This is a genomic window from Neoaquamicrobium sediminum (assembly GCF_040970315.1).
Lineage (GTDB): Bacteria > Pseudomonadota > Alphaproteobacteria > Rhizobiales > Rhizobiaceae > Aerobium > Aerobium sediminum.
Genome location: NZ_JAZHFV010000002.1, coordinates 617,606 through 631,579 on the forward strand (window position 1 = coordinate 617,606; position 13,974 = coordinate 631,579).

Below are 13,974 nucleotides of genomic sequence, written 5' to 3' on the forward strand. Positions count from 1 at the left end.
CTTTATGTGCGGAACGGCGCGAAGGAGAGCCTGTGCAGCCGTGTTACCGGCCCGTGTTCCAGGATCGCGGTGCGATGGCGGACCGTTGCGTAGCCCATATGGAGCTCGAAACCGTAGCGCACGTCACAGGCTCCGGCGCGCGCCATCATCCGGTCTCGCATCACCTTGGCGATGATGGAGGCTGCCGCGATCGATTGCGAGCGCTGGTCACCCTTGACGACCGCGCGGCCGAGACAGGGGAGCCCGGGTGGAACGTCCCGGCCGTCCGCAAGCACCAGCAACGGCTTCACAGTAAGCGTGGCCACTGACCGGCGCATGGCTTCCAGGCTTGCCTTGCGGATATCGCCGCTGTCGATGGAACCCGCGCATACGGCCGAAAACGAAACCGCCCTTGCGCGCGTGAGAATTTCGGTGAACACGCCTTCGCGTGCTGCTGCATCCATCCGCTTCGAATCGTCCAGCCCATCCGGAATGTTCTCAGGATCGAGGACGACGGCGGCCGCAACCACCGGGCCTGCGAGAGGCCCCCGGCCTGCCTCGTCGGTGCCGGCCACGGGCCAGCGGCTATCGCGCAGGGCCTCCCTCTCCAGCGAGAAATCGGGTCGCACGGGCAGGTCGAAAAGAAGCGGAGAATCGGGCTGTGGTCGTGGCATAGCCTGTCGATGCTTGCACCGGCTGAGGCCCCGGTGCAAGCAGCGAACCATCCCACAGCGAGCGTATCCACTTGTCGTCGGGCAAAAGAAAAGCGGAGAACCGGAGCGCGGGCGAGGCATGTTGCGGCGATGCTCGCGGGGCTCCGGTTCTCCAGTCCTTCCCGCCGGATGGGGCGGGGCGGGAAGGCTCCGTCGGGTGCCAGGGGACGGGGCAGGCCGGACGGAATTCGCTGGCGCGGGCGATGCTGGACATCGCCCGCGCTGCCTATGATTACTAGAGCAGCATCAACTGCTCGCCCGCCTGGGCCGGCGGCTTGAACAGATCGGTTCGCAGCCGCCTCTTCTCAACATTGAGTTCCAGCCGCTTTGCCGCGATTTCGAAGCGCCGGCCGATCTGCCATGCATAGGGCCCTGCGCCCTTCATCCGTTTGCCCCACTCGGCATCGTAGTCCTTGCCTCCACGCATCGAACGGATCAGCGAAATCACGTGGCGGTATCTGTCCGGATAGTGCCGCAGCAGCCAGTCCTTGAAGATCGGCGACACCTCCAGCGGCAGACGCAGGATGATGTAGCCTGCCTCGCGGGCGCCGGCCGCCTGGGCGGAGTCAAGAATGCGCTCGATCTCCTGATCGTTCAGCGCCGGGATCACAGGGCCGATCATCACCGAGACTGGCACCCCCGCATCTGCCAGCGTGCGCAGAGCCTCCAGCCGCTTCGGTGGCGTGGCCGCGCGCGGCTCCATCATCCGTGCCAGCTTGCGGTCGAGCGTGGTGATCGAAAGCGCCACCTTGGCCAGCCCCTTCTCGGCCATGCGTCCGAGAATGTCGGCGTCGCGTGTCACCAATGCCGACTTGGTGACGATGCCGACAGGGTGGTTATGCGCCTCCAGCACTTCGAGAATTTCGCGCATGATGCGCCACTGTTTCTCGATCGGCTGGTAGGGATCGGTGTTGGTGCCGATCGCAATCGTTCGGGGCTCATAGCCGGGTTTCGCCAGTTCCCGCTCCAGCAACCGGGCAGCGTCCGGCTTGGCAAACAGCTTCGCCTCGAAGTCCAGCCCCGGCGACAATCCCATGAAAGCGTGGGTCGGCCGCGCGAAGCAATAGACGCAGCCATGCTCGCAGCCGCGATAGGGATTGATCGAACGGTCGAATGAGATGTCCGGCGACGTGTTGCGGGTGATGATGTTGCGTGGCTTCTCGACCTGAACTTCGGTCTTGAACGGAGGCAATTCCTCGAGGCTGTTCCACCCGTCGTCGAAGACATGCCGCGTCAGCGGCTCGTAGCGGCCGGAAGGATTGACGCCGGCCGCGCGGCCGCGCCGCCTGTCGAAGCCGACGCGGAGCCCGCTATCGTCCACCAGCGCGTTCGCCGCGGCCGCGCCGCCGCCAGCAAAGGCTGCCATATCCGCTTGTCTGATCGGTTCCATGTCTGGCTCCGTTGGCGAACGACTCGCCTGTCCGTGATGAAACTATTCCTATTTCTGGACGCAGAACAAAGCAAGAACTTTTTCTGCTGCAGTGCAGCACTGGCTTTAGCCGGCGCTTTCAGCTATTCCGGTCGAATGCTGTCCGTCCTGATCGAGACGCGTAACCATGAAGATGCGTTGGCGCGCACGCTCGCCTCGCTCGTTGGCGGGGCCGTCGAAGGCGTGGTGCGCGAGGTGATCGTCTGTGACGGCGGCTCGTCGGACCGCACCCACACCGTCGCTGAACATGCCGGTTGCAGCTATCTGGCCGGTGCCGATGCGCTGTCCGGCATCAGGCAGGCGCGCAGCGAATGGATACTGATTCTCGAGCCGGGCGCGCGGCTGCTTGAAGGATGGATGGACGCCGTTCTCAGCCACGCGGAAGTGGCCGCCGGCGCGGCCCGCTTCACGCGCGCGCGCCAGTACAGGCAGCCCTTCCTCGCCCGCGTCTTCGCCGGTCGTAGACCGCTGGCAGACGGGCTGATGATTACTAAACGCCAGGCGCTATCGCTGGCTCGGGCTGACGGTCTGGCGATCGCTCGGTCGGTATCGGCGCGCAGGCTGGGCGCGGAGATTCTTCCCGCGCCGCCTTCCGCAAAGACAGCCTAGCTTGTTCCGCCGCGCTTCAGATGCTCGTCCAGCCGCGGCATGATCTCCACGAAATTGCATGGCATGTGGCGGTAGTCGAGCTGCGCCTTGAGGATATGGTCCCACGCGTCACGGCAAGCTCCCGGCGAGCCGGGCAGCACGAAGACGAACGTGGCGTCGACCACTCCGCCAGTCGCCCGCGACTGGATCGTGGACGTGCCGATCTTGTCGTAGGAAATCCGGTGGAAGACTTCCGAGAAGCCGTCCATGCGCTTCTCGAAAATGGGCTCCAGCGCTTCCGGCGTCACGTCGCGGCCGGTGAAGCCGGTGCCGCCTGTTGTGATGATCACGTCGACAGCATCGTCCTTCGCCCAGCCACGTACGACGGAGCGAATTGCCTCGACGTCGTCCTTCACGATGTCGCGTGCGGCGAGCCGGTGACCGGCCGCCCCGATCCGCTCGGCAAGCGTCTGCCCGGACTTGTCGTCCTCCGGCGTCCGCGTGTCGGAGACGGTCAGCACGGCAATGCCGACAGGCAGGAAGGGTCTGTTCTCGTCAAGTGGCATCTGCTCGAGCCCTTTCGATCGTTCGCGTCGCCGTCACGTACCACGAGGGGTGCAGCACCGCGATGGCGGATGCGGCGACCTTCGCCTCGTCGCGCGATGCGAACAGCCCGAAACACGTTGCACCCGAGCCAGACATACGCGCCAGCGCCGCGCCGTTGGCGGTGAGCGCCGACAGTACCTCACCAATTTCCGGCGCGAGCGTTTGAGCCGGCACTTCCAGGTCGTTGCGCGTATCCGTCAGCCAGGCAGACAATGCCTGCGGTCCCGGCAGCGTCGGCAAAGGCGGGTTCTCGCGGCTGGCCAGCGCGCGGAATATCGCGGGGGTCGGTACGGCTACGCCGGGGTTGGCCAGCACCATATGAAGCGGCGGAATGCCCTCGACCGGCTCGATTTCCTCTCCGATCCCGCGTGCTACGAGCGTCCGTGCATAGAGGCACATCGGCAAATCTGCACCCAGCCGCAGAGCCGCTGCCGCCAGCGTATCGGCGGAAAGCTCGATGCCCCATAATCGCATCAGTGCCCGCAGTGTCGCCGCTGCATCGCTTGAACCGCCGCCGATGCCGGAGGCGACAGGCAGGTTCTTTTCAAGCGAGATAGCGACCGGCGGCAGGTCGCCGTGCTTGCTTCGCAGCAGGTCCCGCGCCCTCAGCACGAGGTTGTCGGCCTCGTCGTCGAGCAGACCAGCGAAAGGACCCTGGATGGTAAAACTGTCTTGCTCCGCCGCCGCGACCGACACTGTGTCGCCTACCTCGGTGAACACCACGAGCGTGTCGAGCAGGTGGTACCCGTCATCCCGGCGGCCGGTGACATGCAGCGCAAGGTTCACCTTGGCCGGCGCGTGCTCGACGACTTTTGCAGGCATGGACCGGCGTTCAGTCCTTCAGGAGGTGGTATTCGCCGGTCTTGGGGTCTTTCACCAGCGTGCCCTGCGACCCCGTGCGCTGCTCCGCCTCGGCGCGCCGCGCTTTCGCTGTCAGGCGCTCTGCCTCGCGGATGAAGGAGCGGTAGCCGACATAGGCGACGATGCCGAGCGCTGCGAAGAAAATAAGCTGGGGCATTGTCCGGTCTCCTCCCGGATTGGGATGCTAAGGGTCACGGTGCCAGTACGGACCCAATTCTAGTGCCTTTTCCCGCGTCGTCAAAGGCCGAACCGGCTCCAGAGGGCGCGTTCTTCCGCCGCATCGAAAAGCCCATCTGCTGCCGAGGCCGCGATCCCGTTCGCCTGGGAGCTGAACACGCCGAGCTTGCGCCCGAACAGGCCGCGCGGCATCGACACGAGCTGCAGCCGCGTCTTCTCGCCGTATCGCTGCTTGAGAAACGAACGCATGTCGCCAAGAGCGTCGACAAGGCCCAACTCCAGCCCCTTCTTTCCGGTCCAGAACATGCCGGTGAAGAGGTCTGGATCGTCCGTGAGCCTGGCGCCGCGCCGCCCTTTGACCAGGTCGATGAAGGTGTCATGGATTTCGAGCTGAAGCGCCTTCAGGCGTTCCACATCCTCCTTCCTCTCTGGGCTGAACGGGTCGAGAATCGACTTGTTGCGCCCGGCGGTGTGGACGCGGCGTTCCACTCCGATCTTCTTGATCATCTCCTGGAAGCCGAAACCGGCCGAAACAACGCCGATGGAACCGACGATGGAGGAGGGGTCCGCGACGATCTCGTCGCCGGCGACAGCGATCATGTAGCCACCCGAGGCGGCCACATCCTCGACGAAGACGATCACGCGCTTATTCTTTTCCTCGGCAAGGTCGCGAATGCGCCGGAAGATCAGACGCGACTGCACCGGCGAACCGCCGGGAGAGTTGATGGAGATTGCGACTGCGGGCGCCTCCTTGAACGCGAAAGCCTTCTCGATCAGCCCCGCTGTCGAGGCCAGCGACAGGGAGGGCCGGAACTGGTTCCCGCCCGCCATGATAGCGCCGTGCAGCCGAATGACGGGAATGGTGATGGCGCCGGAGCGCATGGAGCGGGGAAGAAGGCGGCTGAAAAGTCGTCTCAAAGGGGCAGGTCTCCACTGTTCATTGTGGATGTAGGCATTCGCGGCGCGCAAGCAATATGGGGCGCCACGCCTTTGTGGCTCAATCGCCGAAAAGTGTAGCCCGGCCGTTGTTGATCGCATCCGCTTGCTGCGAGAAGCGGCGACCCGTCGGTTCGTGTATCGCCAGGGCCGGCATCAGCGTCAGCCCCGCGCGCGAGCCTCGCAAGGCGCGAATCAGGATCCGTATCGCAGGCTCGTGCGTGCGGGGGTGAATGGGCAAGATCTGCGCCGCGCCGAACCGTCCCTGCATCGCGGCCAGGATTTCCGGTAGCGAACCAGGGCGAGCGATGATCGAGAGTCCCCCACGCGGGCGCACGATTGCCGCCGCCGTGCGCAGCCAGCGCTCGAACAGCCCGTCCTCCATCACATGGGCCGAGCGGCGCAGAGCGTCGGGTGAGGGGCGGTCTGCCGCGGCGTTGAAGGGCGGGTTCATCAACGCGAAATCGAAAGCCCTGTCGGCGAGGCCAGCTGTCATCCGTGCCTTGCCCGTCAACGTGACGTCAGCCTCGATCACGGAGGCGCGGTCGCGTAAGCCAGCATTGGCCTCGTGCGCAATCGAACGCCGCGCGTAATCGGCCATTTCCTGATCGCGTTCCACGAGGGCCACTGTGGCGTCCGGACAACGCGTGGCAACTGCAAGTCCGGCCGCGCCGGCGCCAGAGCCGAGATCGGCGAGCCGGCCTGCGAAGGAGCCCGGCACGCTTGCGGCCAGCATCATGGCGTCCATGCCGGCGCGATGGCCGCGCCGCGGCTGTATCAAATGAAACGCCCCCCGGTGGAAGGCGTCCAGCGTGGACTCTTCGGCCTTGTCTGCGATCTCCGCGAACGCCGTCATTGTTTGCCCAGTTCGCCCGCTATGCCGGCCTCTTCCAGCAGCTGGCGCGCGGCATCCAAGTCGTCGTCCGAAACCATGACGCGGCGCGGGAGGATCCCCAGCGAGCCCTCTATGACGCTCATATTCTGGTCGGCCACGAAGTAGGAGAGCCCCGCGTCGCGCAACAGCGCCTCGACGAACGAGATCAATACGGGGTCGTTGGTGCGCATCAGTTCGATCATGGCGGCGAGGCTTTCAGGTTGCAGCGCTAAAGTAAACGACAAACCGCGCCAATTCGCCACTTGCCGCGCCTCATACGCCTGCCTAGAGTCGCGCAAGAAAGTTACGGGCGGCGGGCCGCGCTCAAGGGAGTTTCATGTGGTGGGTGTCGTAGTCAATCTGGAGGGCGGTAAACGCGAAAACGCCTCCATCGAGGCGTTGATAGCGCTGACGCGCGCGGATATGGGCCGCGTCAACGAACTCATCCTGTCGAAAGCCGGCTCCGACGTCGAGATGATTCCGGAAGTCGCCAATCACCTGATCTCGTCGGGCGGCAAGCGGCTTCGGCCCATGCTCACCCTCGCAGCCGCGCAGATGTTCGGCTATCAGGGTGATGGCCACATCAAGCTGGCGACCAGCGTGGAGTTCATGCACACCGCGACCCTGCTGCATGACGATGTCGTCGACGAGAGCGACATGCGGCGCGGCAAGCGCACGGCGCGCATGATCTGGGGCAATCAGGCAAGCGTGCTCGTCGGGGACTTTTTGCTCGGCCAGGCCTTCCGTATGATGGTCGAGGTTGGCTCGATTGATGCTCTCGACATTCTCTCCACCGCGGCATCGATCATCGCCGAAGGCGAGGTGATGCAGCTCGGCGTGGCGAAGAACCTGGAGACCACCGAGGACGACTATCTCGCCGTCATCAAGGCGAAGACGGCAGCCCTGTTCTCGGCAGCCGCCGAGGTCGGGCCGATCGTTGCGGGAGCGTCAAAGACGGACCGCGCCGCGCTGCGTTCCTACGGCATCAATCTCGGCCTTGCTTTCCAGCTCATTGACGACGCGCTCGACTATGGCGGCGATTCGAAGAACCTCGGCAAGAATGTTGGCGACGACTTTCGCGAGGGCAAGGTCACGCTTCCCGTGATCCTCAGCTACCGCCGTGGTTCCGCCGAGGAGCGCGAATTCTGGAAGGCGGCGATCGAGAACGACCGCACCGACGACGAATCGCTTGACCGCGCCCGTGGCTTGATGACCAAGCACGGCGCTATCGGCGACACCATCGGGCGGGCAAGGCACTTCGGCGAGATTGCCCGCGACGCTCTCGCGCCGCTCAGGCAGACGCCGCAAAAGCAGGCGATGCTCGACGTGATCAACTTCTGCATCAGCCGCGTAAGCTGAAGGGTTAGGCCCTGCCGCGCTACGGCTGTCCTGATCGTGAAGTAAGGCGGATTGAACCGCGACCGCAAAAAGGCCATGCTTTGTGCCTTCAACGTCTGACATGCTCGCCGTGTCGGGCGCGGCGGACCGACAGGAAGGGAACCAATGCGGCTTAAGACTGGACGCTGGATCATGGCTGCGGGATTGGCAGCCGGCATCGCGACAGGCAATGCGTGGGCAGCGCCGGAAACGGACGAAACGGTATCGATCAAGACGCTGTCAGGTGCCTATCTTGCGGCCAGGGTCGCCGAGACGGACAACGATCTCGCATCCGCGATCGCCTATTACCGCCGTGCCATCTCGTTCGATGCGGACAACCAGACGCTGCAGCAGAGCCTGATGCTTGGCCTGATCTCGGAGGGAAGCTTCGATGAGGCGCTTCCTTATGCCGAAAAGCTCAAGGAAGTGCCCGAGGTCGAGCGCTTCTCGCGCCTCGCACTCGCCGTCGACTCGATCCGCGGCGAGCGCTACGCCGAGGCTGAAACGTGGCTCAAGCTGACGCTCGAATCGGACCTCGACAGGCTGATCACCGGCCTTATGACTGCCTGGGCGAAGCTTGGCGCTGGTGACAGTGCGGGTGCGCTGGCGTTTGTCGATCAGCTTTCGGGTCCCGAATGGTACGACCTCTTCATTGGTTATCATCGTGCCCTGATCGCCGAGCGCGCGGGCGACATGGAGACTGCGCGCACGGCCTTCGAGGCGACGCAGACCAATGTGTCGGGTGGCGGCGCGGCTCCGGAAGTGTTCCTGCGTAGCCTGGAGGCCTATGCGGGCTTCCTGGCACGCGAGGGTGAAAACGACAAGGCGCTGGAGGTGCTTGCCAAGGCTGAGGAGTTTGCGCCGGGCCGGGTCACGATCCAGGCACTGCGCGAGGACATCGAGAGCGGCGAACAGGCCGCACTGCTGGTGCCAGACGCGCAGGCGGGTGCCGCCGAAGCGCTCCTCAATCTCGCAACGGCCCTTAACCGCAGCGGCGGCGAATCCTTTGTGCGGCTTTACCTGCAATACGCAGTGGCGCTGCGGCCGGACAGCGACGCGATCCTCGTCCAGCTTGCCGGCATCGCCGAGCAGCAGAGCAACGCCGAAGCGGCCATCGCCAATTATGAGAAAGTACCTGCATCGTCGCCGATGCGGCGCATCGCCGAATTGCAGCTCGGTCTCAACCTTGCCGATCTGGAGCGTTTCGACGAGGCCGAAGGGCATCTGAAAGCCGCGCTTGCCGAAGACGAGAACGACATGCGGGCCTATCTCGCGCTGGGCGGGGTCTATGCACGGCAGGAGAAATACCGGGACGCCGCCAACCTTTACGACCAGGCGGTCGCCCGCATGGGTGAGCCGACGCGGGCCGAATGGAACATCTTCTACCAGCGCGGCATCGCCTATGAGCGGTTGAAGGAGTGGGACAAGGCCGAGCCCAATTTCCACAAGGCGCTGGAGCTCTATCCAGACCAGCCGCAGGCGCTGAACTATCTGGGCTATTCCTGGGTCGACATGAACATCAATCTCGAAGAAGGGCTGGAGATGATCCAGCGCGCTGTCGAGTTGCGACCGAGCGACGGCTACATCGTGGATTCGCTTGGCTGGGCCTTCTACCGGCTCGGTCGTTTCGAGGATGCTGCACGCGAGCTCGAGCGTGCGGTGGGTCTGATGCCCGCCGACCCGATCCTCAACGACCATCTCGGCGATGCCTACTGGCGTGTCGGCCGCAAACTTGAGGCCACGTTCCAGTGGCGGCACACGCTCGCGCTGGAGCCGGACGACGAGGTAAAAGCCGATGCCGAGCGCAAGCTGGCGGAAGGCATGCAGCCGTTCGAACAGCGCGCGGATGCGAATGACGCTTCGGAGGAAACCCTGCCCGCCAACGTGGTGCCGCTGCCGGATGGTGCCGACAGCAAGGCCGACGAGCCGCCCGTTGAAACCGTGGCGGTGGGCAGCACTGTCCATGTCGTGTCGCCCGGACAGTCGCTGTGGTCGATCGCGGCCGAATTGCTGGGCGACGGCAACCGCTACATCGAGTTGCTGGACCTCAATCCCGACCTCCGTGGAGATCCCGGCCGCATCGTGCCCGGCTACCGGCTTAACCTGCCGCAGCCGGCAAACTAGCCGCCTCCGCTACAGTGCGCTTCCTTGACGCTTGCGAACGGCCGCACTAGGACGTGCCACGTCCCGACATAGGCCGTGAAAGGCACGCACGTGAACGCCGAACAGTCCGCCATGCACCCCAGCCGCTCGTTCCAGGGGCTGATCCTGACGCTGCACCGATACTGGGCGGATTACGGCTGCGTCATCCTCCAGCCCTACGACATGGAAGTCGGCGCAGGTACGTTCCACCCGGCAACCACCCTGCGCGCTCTGGGCCCGCGCCCGTGGAACGCGGCCTATGTGCAGCCCTCGCGCCGGCCTAAGGATGGCCGCTACGGCGAGAACCCCAACCGGCTGCAGCACTACTACCAGTATCAGGTGATCTTGAAGCCCAACCCGTCGAACCTGCAGGAGCTTTATCTTGGCTCGCTTGCCGCGATCGGCATCGACCCGCTGCTGCACGACATCCGCTTCGTGGAAGACGACTGGGAAAGCCCGACGCTGGGCGCCTGGGGTCTGGGCTGGGAATGCTGGTGCGACGGCATGGAGGTCTCGCAGTTCACCTATTTCCAGCAGGTCTGCGGCATCGAATGCGCGCCGGTGGCCGGCGAGCTGACTTACGGCCTTGAGCGGCTGGCCATGTATGTGCAGGGCGTCGACAACGTCTACGACCTGAACTTCAACGGCCGCGAGGGCGCTGAGAAGGTGACCTATGGCGACGTTTTCCTGCAGGCCGAGCAGGAATACTCGCGGCATAATTTCGAGCACGCCGACACGGCGATCCTGTTCCGCCACTTCGAGGACGCAGAACGCGAGTGCAAGGCGCTGCTGGCCGCCGGTGCGCCGAAGGAAGGCGACAACAACCCGATGCACAAAATGGTGCTGCCAGCCTACGACCAGTGCATCAAGGCGAGCCATGCCTTCAACCTGCTCGACGCACGCGGCGTGATCTCGGTCACCGAGCGGCAGAGCTATATTCTGCGCGTGCGCAATCTGGCCAAGGCGTGTGGCGAGGCGTTCCTGGCGACGGATGCGGGCGGTTACGCATTCGAGACGAAAGCTGCCTGACATGCCTGATCTTCTTCTTGAACTCCGCTCCGAGGAAATCCCGGCCCGCCCGCGCGCCCGCAGCGCCGCAGGCGCGAGGACGTGCAAACAGAAGGCATGCGGCATGGAGAGCACCGATGCCTGATCTGCTTCTCGAACTTCGCTCCGAGGAAATCCCCGCCCGCATGCAGCGCAAGGCTGCTGGCGACCTGAAGAAGATGGTCACCGACGGTCTGGTCGATGCCGGTCTTACCTATGAGGCGGCGACGGAGTACTGGACGCCGCGCCGGCTGACGCTCGACATTCGTGGCCTGACGGCGCGATCGAAGGATGTGCGCGAGGAGCGCAAGGGCCCGTCGACCAAAGCGCCCGAGCAGGCTGTCCAGGGCTTTCTACGCTCCGCCGGGCTTTCCTCCGTCGAGGAGGCGCAGATCCAGTCCGACCCGAAGAAGGGCGAATTCTACGTCGCGGTGATCGAGCGGCCGGGCCGTCCGGCCGAGGAGATCATCGCGGACCTGATGCCCGGCATCGTTCGGAGCTTCCCGTGGCCGAAATCGATGCGTTGGGGTGCTGCCTCGGCGAAGCCCGGCTCGCTGCGCTGGGTGCGCCCGCTGCAATCGATCCTCTGCACCTTCGGGCCTGAGACCGAGGAGCCGGTGGTGGTCGATTTTGAGGTCGACGGCATCCGCGCCGGCAACGTCACCTACGGCCATCGCTTCCATGCACCGGGTGAGATCATCGTGCGCCGCTTCGACGATTATGTCTCCAAGCTGGAGGCCGCAAAGGTCGTGCTCGACGCCGAGCGGCGCAAGAGCATCATCCTCGACGACGCGAAGAACCTCGCATTCGCCGCAGGGCTCGAACTGGTCGACGATGAGGGCCTGCTGGAAGAGGTCTCAGGTCTCGTCGAATGGCCGGTGGTGCTGATGGGCGAGTTCGAGCAGGCCTTTCTCGACATTCCGCCGGAGGTCATCCGGCTCACCATCCGCGCCAACCAGAAGTGCTTCGTCACGCGTCCGCAGGGCGATGGTGACAGGCTGTCCAACCGCTTCGTGCTCGTTTCCAACATCGAAGCGAAGGATGGCGGCGTGGAGATCGCCCACGGCAACGGCAAGGTCGTGCGGGCGCGCCTGTCGGACGCGGTCCATTTCTGGAAGACCGACCAGGCCGACCTGCCGGACCTAGCCACGCTGGAGGCTTCGGCCGCAAAATTCGGGCTCGATCTCAGGAAGCCGCTCGACCAGCGCATGGCACGGCTCGACCATCTCGGCGTCACCTTCCATGCCAAGCTCGGCACGCAAGGCGAGCGCGTGGAGCGCATCCGCAGGCTCGCGCGCGAACTGGCACCGCTGGTCGGCGCCGATCCCGATCTGGCCGACCGCGCGGCGGTACTTGCCAAGGCCGATCTCCAGACCGAAGTCGTCGGTGAGTTTCCCGAATTACAGGGCGCGATGGGCCGCAAATATGCGCTGTTGCAGGGCGAGGATGCTTCCGTCGCCGCAGCGCTTGAGGAACACTACCGCCCGCAGGGGCCGTCCGACGTCGTCCCGACCGATCCGGTCTCGGTAGCGGTGGCGCTGGCCGACAAGCTCGACACGCTGGTCGGCTTCTGGGCCATCGACGAAAAGCCCACCGGTTCCAAGGACCCGTATGCGCTCAGGCGAGCGGCGCTGGGCGTTATCAGGATCGTGGTTGAAAATGGGGTGAGGGTGGCGCTGCGAGAGCGGGTCGCCGTCCATGCCGTGGACACTGGGCTTTTGGATTTGCAGGATATCGGCGGGTTCGATTCTTCGGCAGCGGACGACCTCCTCTCCTTCTTCCACGATCGCCTGAAAGTCTATCTCCGCGACAAGGGCGCGGGGCACGACCTCATCGACGCGGTGATCTCTCCGGAAGCCGACGACCTTCTCCTCGTCACAAGCCGTGTCGCGGCACTCGGCATCTTCCTCGATTCCGACGATGGCAAGAACCTGCTCGCCGGCACCAAGCGTGCGGCGAACATTCTGGCTGCCGAAGAGAAGAAGGGCACCACCGTGGCCGACGCCGTCGATCCCGCCCTGTTGCGCGAGCCAGCCGAGAAAAAGCTGTTCGATGCGGTGAATCAGGCTGAGAAGAACGCGGGCGAAGCGATTCAGAAACAAGACTTTTCCGCTGCCATGCTTGCACTTAGCGCACTGCGTGAACCAGTTGATTCATTCTTTGAAGCGGTTCTCGTGAACGATGAGGACGAGGCGGTGCGGGCCAACCGGCTGGCGCTGCTCGCCCGCATCCGTGAGGCGACCGGCCAGGTCGCCGATTTCTCGAAGATCGCGGGCTAAATAAACACCCACACGCCGAGTGCCATCGCGACCAGCGTCAGCACCGGCGTCGTCATGCCGAGCTTCGGCAGCCAGGCGGGCGGCGGCGTGCCCGTCTTCGCCGCACGCGCATTGATGCGGTCGATCGCAAGGATCACGCCCAGCAGCACCAGCGCCGTCAACAGCTTCAACGAATAGGCGGCGCCGAGATCGACGAAGTCGTAGCGGAACATCCACAGCCCCAGCCCGCTCAGCCAAAGAAGCGTGATTCCGGTCAGAGCCATAGTCGAGAAGACGGACCGAAGGGCGGCAAGATCGGGCGAGGGCGCACCGGCCCGCCGGGCCTGCCGCGCGACGACCATGGCACCGAAGCCGGCGGCCGCGCCCAGCATCAGGCCCAATATGTGCAGGAACTTGAAGACGAAATTGACGGTCAGTTCGATCACGTTGCCTCCGCCGGCTGAAATGGTGGCCAGCGAGATGGCCCTCGTCAAACGACCGCGATACTAGTCGACGAGAGAGACAAGTCCATGGCCGTCGGTCCCGCGAATCGCCAGCGGCATCGCGTCGGCCACATCCTCAGGAGCAGGCGCTTCATCGGCCGTGATGGAGGCGACCTCGTCTGACGAGACGGGAATGGCGTCTGCGCCGAAGGCCATGACCGAGGTGCTGATTGCCAGAGGGGCCTCGCCATTGTCCTGCAGTGAAGGCGTCTCTGCCTCCAGGGCCTCGATCGGCGTCGCTTCCGGGTCTAAGTGCGCGATGAACGAGGGAAGCGCGGCCGGCTCCACCTCCGGCAATTCGATGAGTGAATCCGCAGCACTGGTGCCGGCCGTCGCGGCAAGGATCAATGAAACACGCAGGAATGACCCGACAGGAACTCGAAACGCAAACATACCCAACCCGCCTTGCTTGCCGCCGGCACCGAACAGGCGCAACACGGACGGCGGGCACCGTACCGACCGGGGATTAACAAATCGGTGACGC

General features: G+C 64.6%; 15 protein-coding genes. 5 read left to right on the top strand and 10 right to left on the bottom strand.

Annotated elements, in window-relative coordinates; all coding sequences use genetic code 11:
* Positions 1-2: 2 nt before the first annotated feature.
* Together rnhB and V1479_RS08270 are read right to left on the bottom strand one after the other, a co-directional pair.
* Positions 3-653 carry a ribonuclease HII gene (rnhB, locus tag V1479_RS08265; protein WP_368802487.1) on the bottom strand — a complete coding sequence of 217 codons (651 nt, stop codon included), beginning with the start codon at positions 651-653 and terminating at the stop codon, positions 3-5.
* 274 nt (positions 654-927) lie between these two features.
* Complete coding sequence (locus tag V1479_RS08270) at positions 928-2,082, bottom strand: PA0069 family radical SAM protein (RefSeq protein WP_368802488.1); 1,155 nt, start codon at positions 2,080-2,082, stop codon at positions 928-930.
* 135 nt (positions 2,083-2,217) lie between these two features.
* On the opposite strand from V1479_RS08270, the gene V1479_RS08275 reads away from it, so the two are divergent.
* Positions 2,218-2,730: a glycosyltransferase family 2 protein gene (locus tag V1479_RS08275; protein WP_368802489.1), complete on the top strand. Its 513-nt coding sequence runs from the start codon at positions 2,218-2,220 to the stop codon at positions 2,728-2,730.
* On the opposite strand, the gene moaB is transcribed toward V1479_RS08275, so the two are convergent.
* The 6 genes from moaB to V1479_RS08305 all read right to left on the bottom strand — a co-directional run bounded on the left by moaB (position 2,727) and on the right by V1479_RS08305 (position 6,366).
* Positions 2,727-3,275: a molybdenum cofactor biosynthesis protein B gene (gene moaB / locus V1479_RS08280; RefSeq protein WP_368802490.1), complete on the bottom strand. Its 549-nt coding sequence runs from the start codon at positions 3,273-3,275 to the stop codon at positions 2,727-2,729. The two genes, V1479_RS08275 and moaB, sit on opposite strands and share 4 nt — an antisense overlap.
* The gene (locus V1479_RS08285) at positions 3,265-4,137 is read right to left on the bottom strand and encodes a 4-(cytidine 5'-diphospho)-2-C-methyl-D-erythritol kinase (RefSeq protein WP_368802491.1); all 873 of its coding nucleotides are present in this window, start codon (positions 4,135-4,137) and stop codon (positions 3,265-3,267) included. Before V1479_RS08285 ends, moaB begins: the two co-directional genes overlap by 11 nt.
* Before the next feature lie 10 nt (positions 4,138-4,147).
* The gene (locus V1479_RS08290; protein WP_173186470.1) at positions 4,148-4,333 is read right to left on the bottom strand and encodes a hypothetical protein; all 186 of its coding nucleotides are present in this window, start codon (positions 4,331-4,333) and stop codon (positions 4,148-4,150) included.
* Between the two features lie 80 nt (positions 4,334-4,413).
* Positions 4,414-5,271: a S49 family peptidase gene (locus V1479_RS08295; RefSeq protein WP_368802492.1), complete on the bottom strand. Its 858-nt coding sequence runs from the start codon at positions 5,269-5,271 to the stop codon at positions 4,414-4,416.
* A gap of 79 nt (positions 5,272-5,350) precedes the next feature.
* Positions 5,351-6,145, bottom strand: coding sequence for a tRNA1(Val) (adenine(37)-N6)-methyltransferase (locus tag V1479_RS08300; RefSeq protein WP_368802493.1), 795 nt, complete (start codon positions 6,143-6,145; stop codon positions 5,351-5,353).
* On the bottom strand, positions 6,142-6,366 hold the full coding sequence (locus V1479_RS08305) for a putative signal transducing protein (RefSeq protein WP_368802842.1): 225 nt from the start codon (positions 6,364-6,366) through the stop codon (positions 6,142-6,144). The genes V1479_RS08300 and V1479_RS08305 overlap by 4 nt, the downstream gene beginning before the upstream one ends.
* A gap of 139 nt (positions 6,367-6,505) precedes the next feature.
* On the opposite strand from V1479_RS08305, the gene V1479_RS08310 reads away from it, so the two are divergent.
* The 4 genes from V1479_RS08310 to glyS all read left to right on the top strand — a co-directional run bounded on the left by V1479_RS08310 (position 6,506) and on the right by glyS (position 13,008).
* On the top strand, positions 6,506-7,522 hold the full coding sequence (locus tag V1479_RS08310) for a polyprenyl synthetase family protein (protein WP_368802494.1): 1,017 nt from the start codon (positions 6,506-6,508) through the stop codon (positions 7,520-7,522).
* Positions 7,523-7,666: 144 nt separating this feature from the next.
* On the top strand, positions 7,667-9,664 hold the full coding sequence (locus tag V1479_RS08315) for a tetratricopeptide repeat protein (protein WP_368802495.1): 1,998 nt from the start codon (positions 7,667-7,669) through the stop codon (positions 9,662-9,664).
* Positions 9,665-9,775: 111 nt separating this feature from the next.
* Positions 9,776-10,711, top strand: coding sequence for a glycine--tRNA ligase subunit alpha (locus V1479_RS08320; protein WP_173189823.1), 936 nt, complete (start codon positions 9,776-9,778; stop codon positions 10,709-10,711).
* A gap of 116 nt (positions 10,712-10,827) precedes the next feature.
* Entirely contained in the window at positions 10,828-13,008 is a 2,181-nt protein-coding gene (gene glyS / locus V1479_RS08325) for a glycine--tRNA ligase subunit beta (protein ID WP_368802497.1), read from the top strand.
* Here the strand turns inward: glyS and V1479_RS08330 are convergent.
* On the bottom strand, positions 13,005-13,433 hold the full coding sequence (locus V1479_RS08330) for a hypothetical protein (RefSeq protein WP_368802498.1): 429 nt from the start codon (positions 13,431-13,433) through the stop codon (positions 13,005-13,007). The genes glyS and V1479_RS08330 overlap by 4 nt on opposite strands.
* A 60-nt stretch (positions 13,434-13,493) precedes the next feature.
* The gene (locus V1479_RS08335) at positions 13,494-13,883 is read right to left on the bottom strand and encodes a hypothetical protein (RefSeq protein ID WP_368802499.1); all 390 of its coding nucleotides are present in this window, start codon (positions 13,881-13,883) and stop codon (positions 13,494-13,496) included.
* Between the last annotated feature and the right edge of the window lie 91 nt (positions 13,884-13,974).

Coding starts and splice junctions, on each gene's coding strand:
- V1479_RS08300 (WP_368802493.1), bottom strand. CDS start 6,145: ATGACGGCGTTCGCGGAGATCGCAGACAAGGCCGAAGAGTCCACGCTG.
- V1479_RS08290 (WP_173186470.1), bottom strand. CDS start 4,333: ATGCCCCAGCTTATTTTCTTCGCAGCGCTCGGCATCGTCGCCTATGTC.
- V1479_RS08275 (WP_368802489.1), top strand. CDS start 2,218: ATGCTGTCCGTCCTGATCGAGACGCGTAACCATGAAGATGCGTTGGCG.
- V1479_RS08285 (WP_368802491.1), bottom strand. CDS start 4,137: ATGCCTGCAAAAGTCGTCGAGCACGCGCCGGCCAAGGTGAACCTTGCG.
- V1479_RS08270 (WP_368802488.1), bottom strand. CDS start 2,082: ATGGAACCGATCAGACAAGCGGATATGGCAGCCTTTGCTGGCGGCGGC.
- rnhB (WP_368802487.1), bottom strand. CDS start 653: ATGCCACGACCACAGCCCGATTCTCCGCTTCTTTTCGACCTGCCCGTG.
- V1479_RS08320 (WP_173189823.1), top strand. CDS start 9,776: ATGCACCCCAGCCGCTCGTTCCAGGGGCTGATCCTGACGCTGCACCGA.
- moaB (WP_368802490.1), bottom strand. CDS start 3,275: ATGCCACTTGACGAGAACAGACCCTTCCTGCCTGTCGGCATTGCCGTG.
- V1479_RS08305 (WP_368802842.1), bottom strand. CDS start 6,366: ATGATCGAACTGATGCGCACCAACGACCCCGTATTGATCTCGTTCGTC.
- V1479_RS08335 (WP_368802499.1), bottom strand. CDS start 13,883: ATGTTTGCGTTTCGAGTTCCTGTCGGGTCATTCCTGCGTGTTTCATTG.
- V1479_RS08315 (WP_368802495.1), top strand. CDS start 7,667: ATGCGGCTTAAGACTGGACGCTGGATCATGGCTGCGGGATTGGCAGCC.
- glyS (WP_368802497.1), top strand. CDS start 10,828: ATGCCTGATCTGCTTCTCGAACTTCGCTCCGAGGAAATCCCCGCCCGC.